Source organism: Achromobacter xylosoxidans (genome assembly GCF_002192695.1).
Classification (GTDB): Bacteria; Pseudomonadota; Gammaproteobacteria; order Burkholderiales; family Burkholderiaceae_B; genus Achromobacter; species Achromobacter xylosoxidans_C.
Window position 1 is genome coordinate 60490 of record NZ_MTLG01000074.1, and the last position, 14557, is coordinate 75046.

At 68.4% G+C, this 14557-nt stretch carries 15 protein-coding genes; 9 read left to right on the forward strand and 6 right to left on the reverse strand.

Translation table 11 applies throughout. From position 1 onward, the window contains the following. Window positions 1-28: 28 nt before the first annotated feature. From BRO63_RS13815 to BRO63_RS13840, 6 genes are all read right to left on the reverse strand, one after another. Window positions 29-895 carry an amino acid ABC transporter ATP-binding protein gene (locus tag BRO63_RS13815; protein WP_088140348.1) on the reverse strand — a complete coding sequence of 289 codons (867 nt, stop codon included), beginning with the start codon at window positions 893-895 and terminating at the stop codon, window positions 29-31. Further along, window positions 882-1691, reverse strand: coding sequence for an amino acid ABC transporter permease (locus BRO63_RS13820; RefSeq protein WP_088140349.1), 810 nt, complete (start codon window positions 1689-1691; stop codon window positions 882-884). Before BRO63_RS13820 ends, BRO63_RS13815 begins: the two co-directional genes overlap by 14 nt. Beyond that, window positions 1681-2418, reverse strand: a complete 738-nt coding sequence (locus BRO63_RS13825; protein WP_088140350.1) for an amino acid ABC transporter permease — start codon at window positions 2416-2418, stop codon at window positions 1681-1683. Before BRO63_RS13825 ends, BRO63_RS13820 begins: the two co-directional genes overlap by 11 nt. Window positions 2419-2431: 13 nt before the next feature. Further along, window positions 2432-3268: a transporter substrate-binding domain-containing protein gene (locus BRO63_RS13830; protein ID WP_088140351.1), complete on the reverse strand. Its 837-nt coding sequence runs from the start codon at window positions 3266-3268 to the stop codon at window positions 2432-2434. Between the two features lie 195 nt (window positions 3269-3463). Then, window positions 3464-4156: a hypothetical protein gene (locus tag BRO63_RS13835; RefSeq protein ID WP_088140352.1), complete on the reverse strand. Its 693-nt coding sequence runs from the start codon at window positions 4154-4156 to the stop codon at window positions 3464-3466. Then, window positions 4153-5055 (reverse strand): hypothetical protein, encoded by a 903-nt coding sequence (locus BRO63_RS13840; protein WP_088140353.1) that lies wholly within the window; start codon window positions 5053-5055, stop codon window positions 4153-4155. Before BRO63_RS13840 ends, BRO63_RS13835 begins: the two co-directional genes overlap by 4 nt. Window positions 5056-5174: 119 nt before the next feature. On the opposite strand from BRO63_RS13840, the gene BRO63_RS13845 reads away from it, so the two are divergent. Genes BRO63_RS13845 through BRO63_RS13885 form a run of 9 tightly spaced genes read left to right on the forward strand, consistent with a single transcriptional unit; the run spans window position 5175 to window position 14525 of the window. Next, complete coding sequence (locus BRO63_RS13845; protein ID WP_088140354.1) at window positions 5175-6044, forward strand: VOC family protein; 870 nt, start codon at window positions 5175-5177, stop codon at window positions 6042-6044. Then, a complete protein-coding gene (locus tag BRO63_RS13850; RefSeq protein WP_088140355.1) occupies window positions 6044-7153 on the forward strand; it encodes a DUF2817 domain-containing protein in 1110 nt (369 codons plus the stop codon). Before BRO63_RS13845 ends, BRO63_RS13850 begins: the two co-directional genes overlap by 1 nt. A gap of 31 nt (window positions 7154-7184) precedes the next feature. Further along, the gene (locus tag BRO63_RS13855) at window positions 7185-8198 is read left to right on the forward strand and encodes a quinone oxidoreductase family protein (RefSeq protein ID WP_088140356.1); all 1014 of its coding nucleotides are present in this window, start codon (window positions 7185-7187) and stop codon (window positions 8196-8198) included. Next, window positions 8195-8644, forward strand: coding sequence for a PaaI family thioesterase (locus BRO63_RS13860; RefSeq protein ID WP_088140357.1), 450 nt, complete (start codon window positions 8195-8197; stop codon window positions 8642-8644). Before BRO63_RS13855 ends, BRO63_RS13860 begins: the two co-directional genes overlap by 4 nt. A 28-nt stretch (window positions 8645-8672) precedes the next feature. Then, window positions 8673-10316, forward strand: a complete 1644-nt coding sequence (locus tag BRO63_RS13865; RefSeq protein WP_088140358.1) for an ABC transporter substrate-binding protein — start codon at window positions 8673-8675, stop codon at window positions 10314-10316. 9 nt (window positions 10317-10325) lie between these two features. Then, complete coding sequence (locus BRO63_RS13870; RefSeq protein WP_088140359.1) at window positions 10326-11297, forward strand: ABC transporter permease; 972 nt, start codon at window positions 10326-10328, stop codon at window positions 11295-11297. 1 nt (window position 11298) lies between these two features. Next, complete coding sequence (locus BRO63_RS13875) at window positions 11299-12180, forward strand: ABC transporter permease (protein ID WP_088140360.1); 882 nt, start codon at window positions 11299-11301, stop codon at window positions 12178-12180. 24 nt (window positions 12181-12204) lie between these two features. After that, window positions 12205-13749: a class I adenylate-forming enzyme family protein gene (locus BRO63_RS13880; protein ID WP_088140361.1), complete on the forward strand. Its 1545-nt coding sequence runs from the start codon at window positions 12205-12207 to the stop codon at window positions 13747-13749. After that, window positions 13746-14525 (forward strand): SDR family oxidoreductase, encoded by a 780-nt coding sequence (locus BRO63_RS13885; RefSeq protein WP_088140362.1) that lies wholly within the window; start codon window positions 13746-13748, stop codon window positions 14523-14525. Before BRO63_RS13880 ends, BRO63_RS13885 begins: the two co-directional genes overlap by 4 nt. The last annotated feature ends 32 nt before the right edge of the window (window positions 14526-14557 follow it).

The following is a 14557-nucleotide window of genomic DNA, read 5'->3' on the forward strand; positions in this document are numbered from 1 at the left end:
CGACAGTCATGCACAACTCCATCAAGGTTCACACCGCCAAGCGCAGCGGGTCGAAATTCAGGTAGCTCTCCATGGGATCAGGCACGCGCTCTCGCAGCGGCGCCGCGCCGACCGCGCGTTGCAGGAAGGCGCGCGTGCGCTCGCTGGCCGGCGCTCCGAACAGGCGCGCCGGCGGCCCCGATTCGACAATGCGGCCGGCCTCGGTGAAATACACGACGTCGCTGACCTCTTCGGCAAAACGCATTTCGTGGGTCACCAGCACGCAGGTCAGGCCGTCCTCCACCAGTTCGCGGATCACCGTCAGTACTTCTCCGACCATCTCCGGATCCAGCGCGGAAGTCACTTCATCGAACAGGATCAGCTCCGGCTGCAAGGCCAACGCACGCGCGATCGCCACGCGCTGCTGCTGGCCGCCGGACAGCTCGCCGGGATAGGCGTCCTGCTTGTGCTCCATCCGCACCTGTGCCAACAGCTCGCGCGCCCGCGCCTCGGCCTGCGCCCGCGGCACGCCGCCCACCTTGATGGGGGAGATCGTCAGGTTCTCCAGCACACTCAGGTGCGGGAACAGGTTGTACTGCTGGAACACGAAGCCCACGCGCTTGCGCAGGCCGATCAGCTCGGCCTCCGTCTTCAAGGCGTCGACGCGCACGCCGCCGACCTGGATGCGGCCGCGCTGCGGGCGCAGCAGCCCGGCAATGCAGCGCAGGATGGTGGACTTGCCCGACCCCGAGGGCCCGATGATCGACACCGCCTGCCCCTGCTGGATCTCGACGTCGATGCCCTTGAGCACCTCCGCCTGGCCGAAAGCCAGATGCACATCCCGCAGACTGACCAGCGGCTGCGTAGCCCCGTCCTTGACGACGGCCGCGCGCGCCTCGAATTCAATGATGCTCATGGCGTTTTTCCAGATACCGCGTCCAGCGCGCGATGGGGTAGCAATAGGCGAAGAAAAGCGCCAATAGCGCGAAGTAGACCAATATGGTGAAGTCGGTGCGCGACACGGTATTGCTGGCCACCGTGGCTGCGTCGACCAGATCGTGCACGCCCACCAGCGAGGCCAGCGAGGTGCTCATGGTGATGCTGGCGTACAGGTTCATCCACGACGGCAGCATCCGCCGCAGGCACTGCGGCAACACGATCATGCGGAATATCTGCGCGCGCCGGAACGCCAGCGATTGCGCGGCCTCCCATTGCGCGCTGGGTATGGACTGGATCGCGCCCCGGAAGATCTCCGCCACGTTGGCGCTGGCCGGCAGGCCCAGCCCGATGACGACCTTGATCCAGTCCGGAAACGGCAGGTTCCATCCCCCCAGCCTCAGCTCGAAGGGAAATACATAGGTGGTGAAGTACACCAGCACCAGGATGGGCGCATTGCGGAACAGCAGCACGTAGGCGCGCGTCAGGCGGCGCAGCAGCAGCGACGGCGACAGCGACAGCGCGCCCACCACCAGCCCGGCCAGCGTGCCCAGCGCCATGGCCAGCACGCTGATCTGGATGTTCATCGCCAAGCCGCGCAGCAAGGCGGGCGACCAATGCCACAGCGCCTGCACGGCGGCGGGCGCCGAGCCGGTAGCCGCCCACGCCAGGTTCAGCGCCGCCAGCGCCAGCAGCACCGCGAGCCAGGGATCGCGCAAGGCCGACGGCAGCCGCCGCCCTGCGGCCTGCGCGCCCAGGACCAGGTCATTGGCCATAGCCAGGCATCCTCAAACGTTCTTCCAGCCATCTCCCGCCCAGGCCGACCAACCAGGTCAGCAGGCCGAAGTACAGCAGGATCAGCAGCAACAGCTCCAGCACGTTGTCGCGGTACGACCAGATCATGATGGATTCATAGGTCACGTCGCCCACCGCGATCGCCGAGGCGATGGCGGTCATCTTCACCAGGTCCACCAGGTTGTTGACCAGCGCTGGCAAGGCAAAGCGCAGCGCCAGCGGCAATTGCACCTGGGTCAGTATCTGGCGCCGCGAAAACGCCAGCGAGCGCGCCGCCTCCATCGTCACCGCGGGCACCGCTTCGATACCCGCGCGCAGGGCCTCGGCATGGAACACGCCCTTGTGCAGGGCCACCACGATCACCACCCAGGCGAACGGCGCTATCGGACTGCCGCCGCCCAGCTTTTGCGTGATCAGCATGTTCAGCACCAGGAAGGCGCAATACAGCTGCACCAGCGTGGGCGTGTTGCGCGTGACTTCCACAAACGCCTGCAGCGGCCGGGCCAGCCAGGCGCGGCCGCTGGTCAGGCCCGCCGCGACCAGGACGCCGAACAACAGGCTTGCTGGTATGGTCCACGCGCACAGCTGCAGCGTGACCAGCAGCCCGCGGCCGAACGCGGACAGCTCGCCCGCGTCCAGCACAAAGCTGTAGTTCAGGCCCAGCGGCTTGAAGAAGCCGACCCAGGCTTGCAGTGCCGATTCGAACATGCCCCGGCCCGCCTCAGCTTCCCTGCTTGTACTTCGCGTGCAGTTCCTGCAGCAGTGGTTGCGGCGGCGCGATGCCCAGGCGCGTTTCCGTGGCGATCAGCCAGCCCGTGCGGTGCCAGTCCTGCACCACCTTGTCGACGGCGGCGATGGTGTCGGCCTCGCCCTTGCGGGCCCAGACCACCGAATTGGCCGGCAGCACCTCGGTGGCGATGGGCGCGTGGTAGTCCTTCCACTCCGGGTTGCTGCGCAGCAGCGGCTGGATCAAGGTCGAATCGTGCACCGCCGCGACACACTGGCCGCCGCGCAACGCCAGCAGCGAATCCGACGAGCTCTTGAACCCCTTGACCACCGCGCCATAGTCGGCCGACAGCGGCCGCGCGAAGCTGCTGCCCTGCGATACGCACACCGGCTTGCCGCGCAGGTCTTCCCACTTGGCGATGCCGCTGGTCTTCAGGGTGGCGGCCGTGCCGCCCACGCGGAAGAACGGCGTGGGCGCATAGCCCAGGATCTCGGCGCGTTCGGGATTCAGTTCCATGGACGCGATCAGCAGGTCGACCTTGCCGGAGATCAGGAACTGCGTGCGCGTTGCCGTCTGCACCTGCACCAGTTCCGCCTTTACGCCCAGGCCCTTGGCCAGCTCGCGCGCCAGCTCCGGGTTCCAGCCCACCAGTTGCTGCGTGGCGGGATCCAGCGAACCGAACACCCCGCCATTGGCCAGCACGCCTATGGTGATGGTGCCGCGTTCCTTGACCTTGTCCAGCGTGGCGTCGGCCTGCGCCGCGCCGGCGGCCAAAGCCAGCGCCAGGGTGATTGCGATGCGGGCGCCGCCCGGAGTCTTGCGAGTTGCCATGTCGTTGTCGATGGATGTGCTTTGAACGGACCTCCATGCTGCGTGTCCGCGCAGTCCACGACAAAGAAGACTTTCAGATATCAATATGCGGACGGCCGATACCGCCTGAAACCGGCCGAGACAACCGCATCCGGCGCTGAGGCACGGCCATCGCCGCGCATTCGAAAAGTGCGGATGCCCGGCAGAAAACCAGCGCTACAGGCCGGACACAGTCTCAAAACCGGAGAAGAAAGCGCAATGGCCCGGGTAGCCCGGCCGCGCGTCGCATGCTTTCAGGCAGCCCGGCTTGCCGCCAGGGAAGCTCGCCGACACCGACATGCCGAAGCCGTAGGTGGGCGTTGTCACCTCGAAGCTGCTGTCGCATACGGTCTGGGTGCTGTAGGCGAACGTCATGCCTTCGCGCCGGCCCTTAAGAGAAAACGATACCTGGAAGCTGTCCAGGCTGCGCCATCCCGGCCGAGGCAGGACCAGAAAACGATAGTGCCTGGCATCCACGCGCTGGCCGAAGATCTTCAGGCGGGCCGACGAGGCATCCGTCTTGGGCGACGGATAGGGCAATGCCAGCAGCGCTCGCGGATCTCCCAGCACGCCCAGCTCGAAACCCAGGCCCTTCTTGTAGAAGGGCACGTCAATACTGGGATAGCCCGAATACTCGACGCGCTGCGCGGCGCCGTAGACATCCGATTTGGGGTTGTAGTCGGGCGCGCGCGCGAAAGTGACGTCCAGCGTCAGCGCGGCGTCCGCCGGATTCGCATCTTCGCTGCGCAAGTGCTTTTCAAAAACATCGGCCTGCGTCGCGCACCCCGCCAGCAACCCTGCCAGCAGCGCGGGCGCCGCCCAGCGCGAGGCCCGCCTCGCAGCGAGCCGGAACATGGCGCGCGCCGTCATCGGAGTTCTCCGCGTTCCTGGGCCAGGACGGGCGATGAATCCAGCCCCTGCCCTCGCAGCTGCCAGCCTTGCCTGGTCTCGTGCCAGCTGAAATTGCGGTTGATCCATTCCGCTTTCAGGTTGTCGTACAGACGCCGCTGATCGATGCGCTTGCCCTCGTCCAGCGCCTTGCCCGCCGTCGCATAGCTCTCGTCCCATAGGGTTTTGAAGGCCTTGCCCTGCATCGCCCTCGTGAACGGCACGCGCGCATAGACGCCGTCGTCCTGCGTGCTCAGGCGGATCTCGTTGTCCAGCAGCAAGGCGCCGCTGCGGTTGTCGGGCGCTACCGACACCAACCTGACTCCGGACGGCTGATACTCCTTGGGCAGCAGGTGTTCGAACCACAGCACCTGTCCGGTCGACGTTACCAGCGCGCGAGAGCCCGCCGTGAACAGCAGCAGGTCCTGCCGCCCGGGCTGCGGCAGCCCCAGGTCGGGATCGCGTATGTCGATGGTGGGGCTCAGCACCCGCGCCAGCGGCGTGTCGTTCTGTACCGCGATCAATATCGTACCCACGCCCATGAAATCGTTCGACACGGCCAGCAGCACCGGCTGGCCGCCCATCTTCGGCCCCAACGCCTGCACGCGGATGAACTCGTACGCGTTCAGCGGCCGATACGTCTTGCCGCGGTACTTGATCTGGCGCAGCCGCGAACCTTCGTATCCCTCTATCCGGAAATCGCCCATGGCCTCGCTGACCTTGCCCGGCGCGGGCGCCGCGCCCTGCGCCTGTGCGCCGCCGGCAATCAGCAACGCGAGCGTCAGCGCAATGCTGGCGCGCGTTGCGCGGCAACGTGACGCGGGTGGGCGGGAAACGGGCACGGTGGTCCTGTATGTCATGACGCATGTGGAAGTGCGCATTCTATCTCCGCCTGCGCTTTGTCATCAGAAAACAGATATCCACATGCGAATTCAATCGTTCTAGCAGGGCCCTGCATCGGCCAGACTGCCCTTTCACTCAAGCGCAATCAGGAAATCCGATGTCCCTACCCTCAGTCACCGGACTGGACCACTACATCATCCGGGTGCGCGACCTGCAGGCCGCAACCGAGCAATACCAGAAGCTGGGCTTCGCCCTGGCGCCGCAGGGCCGGCACCATCGCGGCACGCGCAACCAGACGTTGATCCTGGATGCCAACTACCTGGAACTGCTGGCCTTTCCGCCGGAACTGCGCGAGCAGTCGCGCTTTGCGGGATTTGACGACGCCTATGAAGGCCCGGTCTCGGTCGCGCTGCAGACCACCGACAGCAGTGCCGTGCACGCCGAGCTTGCCCGCCTGGGCATAGAGGCCGAAGCGCCGCAACGCGGCGGCCGCCCGGTGCACCTACCCGAAGGCAACGAGGACGCGGCCTGGAACAACACCCAGTTTCCCGCGGGCCTGTTCGCGGTGCCGGACTTTTTCACCTGCGGCCACCTGACACGCCATCTGGTCTACCGCCCCGAATGGCAGGAACACGCCAACGGCGCCCGCCGCATCGAGTTCCTGATCGCCGTGCATCCCGAACCGCGCGCCCTGCGCGCCGCGTATGAACGCGTGCTCGGCCCGATCGCGATCAGCGAACTTCCCGACCAGGGCCTGCAAGTGCGGCGAGGCAGCCTGCGCATCGACTTCCTTGCGCCCGCGGCCTTCGAGCAGCGCTTCCCTCATGTGCGCGTGCCTGCGGGCTTGCCCGCCAGCAGCCAGGGCGGCTGGTTTGCGGGCTCGGTCATCGGCGTGCGCGATATCGGGCAGACGCGCGCGTGGTTCGACGCCAACAACGTCCCCTACCGCGCCAACGCACAGGGCGAACTGGCGGTGGCGCCCGAGCACGCGGCGGGCGCGCTGCAAGTCTTCGTGCAGGAGGCATGATGGGCCAGCCCCTGCCCGACTACTGGACCTGCTTTTCCACCGACTACGCGGCGGCGCGCGAGGCCTTCGTGGCTGCTGCCGCCGCGCGCGGTGCTGCGCTCTCGCGTCACGAACATCCCACGGCGCGCGACCCGCAGGGCCGGCCGTTGACGGTGGACATGGCGGTGCTGGGCCGCCCCGGCGCCGCCCGCACGCATCTGGCCATCAGCGGCACCCATGGCCTCGAAGGGGCGGCCGGCTCGGCGGTGCAGCTCGCGTGGCTGCAGGCGGACGGCGGCCAGCCCTTACCGGACGACGTCAACGTGGTGCTGGTGCATGCGCTGAATCCCTACGGCTATGCGCATGACACGCGCACCACCGAAAACAACGTGGACCTGAACCGAAATTTCATCGACCACACCCGGCCCGCGCCGGCCAATCCGCACTACGCCAGCCTGCATCCCCACCTGATTCCACGGCATTGGACCGAAGCCGCGCTGGACGCCGGCGCCGAGGCGCTGGAGCGCTTCCGCCAGGAGCATGGCGCGGACGCGCTGTTCAACGTCACGGCCAGCGGCCAGTACACGCATCCGGACGGCCTGGTCTACGGCGGCAATGGCCCCGAATGGTCCAACCGCACGCTGCGCCGCATCGTCGACGAGCACCTGGGCGCAAGCGAGCGCGTGGCCTTCATCGACTGGCACACCGGCATCGGCGAATACGGCGAACCCTTCTTCCTCTGCTTCAACCCCGACGGCAGCGCCGAGCAGGCGCAGGCCGCGGCCTGGTGGGGCGAGGACCGCGTGCTGGGACAGCGGCCGCACGGCCTGGCTCGCCCCGACTACCAGGGGCTGGTGTTCCGCGGCGTGCAGCAGGCCTTGGGCGCGCGCCCGCTGGCCGGCGCGGTCGTCGAATTCGGCACTCGCGGGCTGCAGATGCGTCCGGCCCTGAGGCTGGACCAATGGCTGCGCTTCCAGGCCCCGGCCGCCCCCGACGCCGCGCGCGATGCGCAGCTGCGCGCGGACCTGGTCGATGCCTTCGTACCCGTGTCCAGCGTCTGGCGCCGCAACGTCGTGGCCCATGGCCTGCAGATCACGCGCCAGGCGATAGCCGGCCTCGCCGCGTGGTGACTTTTTCCTTTACCCATACTTCAAGACACCCATGAAAGCCATTGTTTTGCGTGAACACGGCGGCAGCGACAAGCTGCGCCTGGAAACCGAATTCCCCGATCCCGTCGCCGGTCCCGATGACGTGGTCATCCGCGTCGGGGCCTCGTCCCTGAACTACCACGACGTGTTCACCCGCCGCGGCATGCCCGGCATCAAGCTGCCCTTTCCCGTCATCATCGGCCTGGACGTGGCCGGCGTGGTGGTGCAGACCGGCGCCAATGTGCGCGACTGGAAGGCGGGCGACCGCGTGCTGGTCGACCCGATAGACCGGGTCGATGGCGGCCTGGTGGGCGAGACCATCCACGGCGGCCTGGCCGAGCTGTGCCGCGTGCCCGCGCACCAGCTGCTGCGCCTGCCCGACGAGGTCAGCTTCGACCAGGCGGCGGCCCTGCCCGTGGCCTACGGCACCGCCCTGCGCATGATGAACCGCATCGGCCAGGTGCAGCCCGGCGAAAAAGTGCTGATCCTGGGCGCCAGCGGCGGCGTGGGCGTGTGCGCCGTGCAATTGGCCAAGCTGGCTGGCGCCGAAGTCATCGCCTGCGCCGGCAGCCCCGAAAAAGCCGAGGCGCTGCGCGCCCTGGGCGCCGACCACGTCATCCTCTACACCGAGGAAGACTTCCTCAAGGCGGTCCAGGAGCGTTTCGGCAAGCCGTCGCGCCGCCGCAGCGGCAAGTCTGGCGGCGTGGACGTGGTGGTCAACTTCACGGGCGGGGACACCTGGGTCAAATCCCTGCGCTGCCTGCGCCTGGGCGGCCGCCTGCTGACCTGCGGCGCCACCGCGGGCTTCGACCCCAAGGAAGACCTGCGCTACATCTGGACCTTCGAGCTGCAGATCCGCGGCTCCAACGGCTGGGAACGCGAGGACCTGCACGAGCTGCTGGCGCTGGTGCGCGACGGCCGGCTGCGCGTTCACGTGGACCGCAAATGGCCGCTGGAACAAGGCGCGCAGGCTCTGGCCTCGCTGGAAGATCGCAAGATCGTCGGCAAAGTTCTGGTGTCGGCATGAGCGCGAATCCGAAGGCGCTGACGCCTGCCGCCACCCTCGACGCCGCGGCCATCCAGGCCAGGTTCGACGATTCGCCGTTCATCGCCTGGCTCGGCCTGTCGGTGCGCGACGTGAACCATGACCAGGGCGAACTGACCGTGCTGGCCCCCATGCGCCCGGAGTTCGAGCGCGGCGCGGCCAGCGGCCAATGGCATGGCGGACCGCTGGCCGCCGTGATCGACACGGTGGGCGATTTCGCCGTGGGCATGCTGTTGGGCCGGGGCCTGCCGACCATCAACTTCCGTGTCGACTACCTGCGTCCGGCTGTCAACACCGCGCTGACCGCCGTGGCCCGCGTGCGCCGCAACGGCCGCAGCGTGGGCGTGGCCGACGTGGATCTCTACAACGACCAGGGCGCGCTGGTAGCCATCGGCCGCGCCACCTACGCCACGCTCAACCAGGGCTGAGCGAACGCTCATCTTCAAGGACACCATCATGACCACTGCGCAGCGCCCCGGACGGCGCACTTTCCTAACCCGTACCGCCGCGGGCGGCCTGGCCGCCGGCCTGGGCATTGCGCCTCAGGCGCTGCTGGCCGCGGCCTCCCAACCCGGCGCCGACGCCGGCCCCGCCCGCAAGGGCGGCACCCTGGTCGCAAGCTGGGGCGGCCTGGAGCCCCAGGCCCTGTTCGTGCCCGGCGGCGGCGGGTCCAGCCCGTTCCAGACCGCGACCAAGATCCTGGAACGCCTGCTCAAGCTGGACGCCGACCTGAAGTTCCAACCCGCGCTGGCCCTGTCCGTGACGCCGGCCGCGGACTTCCGCAGCTACACCATCAAACTGCGCGAGGGCGTCACCTGGCACGACGGCGCGCCGTTCACGTCCGCCGACGTGGTCTACAACGTGCTGCAGCACTGGAAGCCGGTCTCCGCCGGCATCGCGCTGAAGTCGCTGACCGGCGCCACCGCGACCGATCCGCTGACCGTGGTGCTGAACTTCGACGCGCCGGTGCCGGAGTTCTTCCTGAAGTCCACCCTGGCCGGCCAGTTCCAGCTGCTGGTGCCCAAGCACCTGTACGACGGCCGCGACATCATCACCAACCCGCTGAACAACACGCCGGTCGGCACCGGCCCCTGGAAGTACGGCAAGTGGGTGCGCGGCAGCCACGTCGAATACCTGCGCAACGACAGCTACTGGAATGCCGGCCAGCCCAACCTGGACCGCCTCATCATCCGCTGGTGGGGCGACCCCGCCACCCGCGGCGCGGCGCTGGAGACCGGCGAGCTAGGCCTGGCCTACTCCAACCCGGTGCCCGCCCGCGACATCGACCGCTTGCTCAAGACCGGCAAGGTGGTGGTGGACACGCGCGGCTACCAGAACTCGGCCTGGACCGTGACCGCCGAATTCAACCAGCGCCGCGACATCGTCAACCGCCGCGAGGTGCGCCAGGCCATCCTGCACGCCATCGACCGCCAGTTCATCGTCGACACCATCTACTACGGCCGCGGCAAGCCCGCCATCGCGCCGGTCTTCAGCAGCAACCCGCTGTTCTACACCGAGGACGTGCCGCGCTACCCGTTCGACCCGAAGAAGGCCGCCGCGCTGCTGGACGCCGCCGGCCTGCCGGTCAAGGACGGCAAGCGCTTCACCGTGAACCTGGTGGCCGCCGCCTGGTTCGAGGAGAACGCCAAGCTAGGTCAGTACCTGAAGCAGGCGCTGCAGGACGTGGGCATCGAGGTCAAGCTGGATTCCGTGGACCGGGCCACGGCGCTCAAGCGCATCTATGGCGACTACGACTACGACATCGCCGTCTCCAACTTCACCTCGCCGCTGGAACTGGTGCCCACGGTCACCCAGTTCTACACCACCGACGGCATCGTCAAGGGCGCCGCCTTCCGCAATGCTACCGGCTACTCCAACCCGGAGATGGACGCGCTGGTCGCCAAGCTGACCCAGGAAACCTCCCCGGACGCGCGGCGGGCGCTGGCGCACCAGTTCGCCCGCCTGGCATCGACCGACGTGCCCCACGTGCCGCTGGTGGAGATCCAGTCGTTCACCCTGGCGGGCAAGAACGTGCGCAACTTCACCACCGGCGCCAACGTCCAGGGCGAAAGCCTGGCCGACGTCTGGCTGCAGGCCTGAGGCGCGCGCATGCCGATCCGACTGATCTTGCGCCGGCTGGCCCAGGCCGTGCCGCTGCTGCTGGGCGTGGTGGTGCTGAACTTCGCGCTCATCCAATCCGTGCCCGGCACCTTCCTGGACGTGATGACGGCCGAGCAGCAGGTCACCGATCCGGCGCTCATCGAGCGCCTGCGCGTGACCTACGGCATGGACCAGCCGCCCGCGGTGCAGCTGCTGAAGTACATAGGCTCGGTGGCGCGCGGCGACCTGGGCTACTCCTACCGCCACAACCTGCCGGTGCTGGACGTGATCCTGGCGCACCTGCCGGCCACGCTGCTGCTCATGGGCGCAAGCCTGGCCATCGCGGTGCTGGTGGGCATGGCGGCGGGCATCGTGTCGGCCGTCAAGGTCAACACCTGGTGGGACAGCGCCGTGTCGGTGTTCGCGGTGCTGTGCTTCGCGGCGCCCAGCTTTTGGCTGGGCATCATGCTGATCGTGCTGTTCTCGGTGAAGCTGGGCTGGTTTCCGGTCGGCGGCATGGTCACCATCGGCCTGTCCGGCGGCGCCTGGCGCCAGGCGCTGGACGTGCTGCATCACCTGGCGCTGCCGGCGCTGGCCCTGGGGCTGTTCTATTCCGCCGCCTATGCCCGCGTGATGCGCGCCTCGATGCTGGAAGTCAGCCGCATGGACTTCGTGCGCACCGCATATGCCAAGGGCCTGACGCGCAGCGCCGTGGTGCTGCGCCATGTGTTGCGCAACGCCTTCCTGCCCATCGTCACGCTGCTGGGCCTGCAGTTGGGCGCGGTGCTGGGCGGCAGCATCGTGGTCGAGGCCGTGTTCAGCTGGCCCGGCATCGGCGCCGTGCTGTTCGACAGCGTCATGAGCCGCAACTATCCCGTCGTCCTGGGCATCCTGGTGCTCAGCTCCTTCGTGGTGATCATCGCCAACATCGCCGTCGACCTGATCTACACGCGGCTGGACCCGCGCATCAAGGCTGCCTGACATGTCCGCATCCCCTACCCTCGCCCTTCCCACGGCATCCTCCCACCGCCGCGCCTCGTTCGCCGCGCGCTTTGCGCGCAACCGGGGCGCCGTCGCGGGCGCCACGCTGCTGGCCCTGGTCGCCTTCCTGGCGGTGGGCGCCAGCTGGCTGTATCCGACCGACCCGCTGCGCATCGTCGGCGCTCCCGAGATCTGGCCGTTCGAGTCCTGGCGCCATCCGCTGGGCACTGATTCCATGGGCCGCGACATCGCCGCCATGATCGCCCATGGCGCGCGCGCCACCTTGCTGATCGGCCTGGTGGCCGCGGCCACCGCCACGCTGATCGGCGTGAGCGTGGGCGCGGCCGCCGCCTGGGCCGGCGGCTGGGTGGACGAAGGCCTGATGCGCGTGGCCGAACTGTTCCAGATCATTCCCAACGTCGTGTTCGTGCTGACGGTGGTGTCCATCCTGGGGCCGCGCATCGAGCACATCACGCTGGCCGTGGGGCTGGTGTCCTGGCCGCCCATCGCGCGCCTGACCCGGGCCGAGTTCCTGTCCTTCAAGGAACGCGAATTCGTGCAGGCCTGCCGGGCGCTGGGCATGAGCCCGCTGCGCATCGTCGCCGCCGAAATCCTGCCCAACGCCCTGCCGCCCGTCATCGTCATGTCCTCGCTGGTGGTGGCCGGCGCCATCCTCTACGAATCGGTGGTGTCCTTCCTGGGCCTGGGCGACCCCAACATCGCCAGCTGGGGCCGGCTGGTCGGCGAAGGCCGCAGCCTGATCCGTTCCTCCTGGTACATCTGCGCCGTGCCGGGCGTGGCCATCATGCTTGCCGTGCTCTCGCTGAACCTGGTCGGCGACGGCCTGAACGACGCGCTCAATCCCAAGCTGCAAAAACGCTGAGCCGCATTCTCTTCGGAAAACTCCATGACGCATTCGCTACTCAACCTGGGCCATCTGGCCGAGCCGGAACTGTCTTCCGATCTGCCCGCCATCATCGACCTGCGCCTGCCCGACGCGCCGCGGCATTACACCCACGTCCAGGTCCGCCTGCTGGCGGGCGGCGTGGCCGCCTGGCTGTCCGCGCGCAGCCTGCCGCCGGGCAGCCGCATCGCCATCGCCGCGCTGAACCGGGCCGAGTACCTGATCGCCTACTTCGGCATCATGCGGGCGGGCCATGTGGCGGTGCCCATCAACATCAAGCAGTCGCAAGAGAACATCGACTACGTGCTGCGCGATGCCGACATCGCGCTTGCGCTGGTGGATGGTCCGCGCCGCGCCGCCTTCGAGGCCAAGGTTCCAGTGCTGGACTTCGACGACGCCGGTCCGCAGGGCTTTGCCGCGCAGATCGCGCCCACGGACTTCGGCTTCGTCACCCCGCAGGCCGACGACATCGCGCAGATGCTGTACACCTCGGGCTCCACCGGCAAGCCCAAGGGCGTGCCGCTCACGCACCGCGGCCAGTTGTGGGCGCTGGCCGCCACCTCGGCCGCCGTCGTCCCCCGTGCAGGCACGCAGGAACGCTATCTGCTGGCCCAACCGCTCTTCCACATGAACGGGCTGTTCATGGCCAAGCGCGCCTTCGCCAGCAACAGCCTGCTGGTGATCCAGCCTTCGTTCGACGTCGCCGCTTACGCCGACGCGCTGGAGCGTTACCGCATCTCCGTCCTGACCGCCGTGCCCACCATGTTCGCCCGGCTGGTCAAGGATCCGGCGCTGCTGCAAGGACGCGACCTGTCGGCGCTGACCCGGGTCATGCTGGGCTCGGCCCCCATGACCGTGGCGTTGCTGGAACGCATCCAGCGCGCCCTGCCCGGCGTGCGCGTGACCCACGGCTACGGCACTACCGAGGCCGGCCCGGCGGTGTTCGGCCCGCATCCCGATGGCCTGCCCACGCCCGCGCTGGCGCTGGGCTACCCGCTGGATCCCGCGCAGGTGCGGCTCGCGGATGGCCCTGGCCCGGACCAGGGCGTGCTGCTGATGAAGAACCCCGCCGTGCTCGCGGGCTATCACAACCTCCCGGAAAAGAGCGCCCAGGTGCTCAAGGACGGCTGGTACCACAGCGGCGACGTGCTGCGGCGCGACGCCGACGGCTTCTATTACTTCGTGGGCCGCGCCGACGACATGTTCGTCTGCTCCGGCGAAAACATCTATCCCGTCGAGGTCGAGAAGCTGCTGGAATCCCACCCCGACGTGCGCCAGAGCTGCGTGGTGCCGCTGGCCGACGAGGAACGCGGCCATATCCCCGTCGCCTTCGTCGTGCGCCGCGACGGCAGCCGACTGCACGCCGACGCGCTCAAGCGCCACGCGCTCGCGCACGGCCCGGCCTACCAGCACCCGCGCCGCATCCGCTTCGTGGATGAACTGCCCTGGGCCGGCACCAACAAGGTCGACCGCAACGCGCTGCTGCTTGCCGCGCGCCAACTGGAAGCGCAACATGCGTGGACCCAAGCCGAAACGGAGGCGGCATGAGCCAGACTGAATTCCCCGACAGCCTCGCCGGCAAGACTGCGCTCGTCACCGGCGCCAGCCGCGGCATCGGCCGCGCCATCGCGCTGGCCCTGGGCCGGCGCGGCGCGCGCGTCGCCGTGCACTACCACAGCGCAGGCGATGCCGCCGACGACGTCGTGCGCCAGATCGAGGCGGCAGGCGGCCAAGCCTGGGTTTTGCAGGCCGACCTGGCGCAAGCGGACGCCGCAGCAGTGTTGGCGCGGGACTTGCGCGCCTCGCTCAAGGAACGCTACGCCGACGACGGCCTGGACATCCTGGTCAACAACGCCGGCGTGGGCCTGCGTGCGCGCCTGCCGGAAGTCACGCCGGACGCGTTCGACCGGGTGCTGCAAGTCAACCTGAAGACCCCGTTCTTCCTGATCCAGCAGACCCTGCCCTTCCTGCGCGACCATGGCCGCATCGTCAACGTGTCCTCCATGGGCACCCGCGCCGCCTATCCGGAAATGAGCGTCTACGCGCCCGCCAAGGCCGGGCTGGAAGCGCTGACCCTGCTGCTGGCGAGCGAACTCGGCGCGCGCGGCATCACCATCAATGCGGTGCTGCCCGGCGCCACGGCCACGGACCTCAATGCGCGCGCCCGCGATCCCGAGCAGAGCAAGGTCATCGCCAAGACGGTTGCGTTGGGACGCGTGGGACAGCCCGAGGATATTGCGGACATCGTCGCCTTTCTGGCGTCGCATGAGGGGCGCTGGATCACGGGGCAGCGTATCGATGCGACGGGCGGACAGCGGCTGTAAGTCGCGCTCCGCTGGCCGCGCCCCTGCATCGA

Coding starts and splice junctions, on each gene's coding strand:
- BRO63_RS13815 (WP_088140348.1), bottom strand. CDS start 895: ATGAGCATCATTGAATTCGAGGCGCGCGCGGCCGTCGTCAAGGACGGG.
- BRO63_RS13820 (WP_088140349.1), bottom strand. CDS start 1,691: ATGGCCAATGACCTGGTCCTGGGCGCGCAGGCCGCAGGGCGGCGGCTG.
- BRO63_RS13825 (WP_088140350.1), bottom strand. CDS start 2,418: ATGTTCGAATCGGCACTGCAAGCCTGGGTCGGCTTCTTCAAGCCGCTG.
- BRO63_RS13830 (WP_088140351.1), bottom strand. CDS start 3,268: ATGGCAACTCGCAAGACTCCGGGCGGCGCCCGCATCGCAATCACCCTG.
- BRO63_RS13835 (WP_088140352.1), bottom strand. CDS start 4,156: ATGACGGCGCGCGCCATGTTCCGGCTCGCTGCGAGGCGGGCCTCGCGC.
- BRO63_RS13840 (WP_088140353.1), bottom strand. CDS start 5,055: ATGCGCACTTCCACATGCGTCATGACATACAGGACCACCGTGCCCGTT.
- BRO63_RS13845 (WP_088140354.1), top strand. CDS start 5,175: ATGTCCCTACCCTCAGTCACCGGACTGGACCACTACATCATCCGGGTG.
- BRO63_RS13850 (WP_088140355.1), top strand. CDS start 6,044: ATGGGCCAGCCCCTGCCCGACTACTGGACCTGCTTTTCCACCGACTAC.
- BRO63_RS13855 (WP_088140356.1), top strand. CDS start 7,185: ATGAAAGCCATTGTTTTGCGTGAACACGGCGGCAGCGACAAGCTGCGC.
- BRO63_RS13860 (WP_088140357.1), top strand. CDS start 8,195: ATGAGCGCGAATCCGAAGGCGCTGACGCCTGCCGCCACCCTCGACGCC.
- BRO63_RS13865 (WP_088140358.1), top strand. CDS start 8,673: ATGACCACTGCGCAGCGCCCCGGACGGCGCACTTTCCTAACCCGTACC.
- BRO63_RS13870 (WP_088140359.1), top strand. CDS start 10,326: ATGCCGATCCGACTGATCTTGCGCCGGCTGGCCCAGGCCGTGCCGCTG.
- BRO63_RS13875 (WP_088140360.1), top strand. CDS start 11,299: ATGTCCGCATCCCCTACCCTCGCCCTTCCCACGGCATCCTCCCACCGC.
- BRO63_RS13880 (WP_088140361.1), top strand. CDS start 12,205: ATGACGCATTCGCTACTCAACCTGGGCCATCTGGCCGAGCCGGAACTG.
- BRO63_RS13885 (WP_088140362.1), top strand. CDS start 13,746: ATGAGCCAGACTGAATTCCCCGACAGCCTCGCCGGCAAGACTGCGCTC.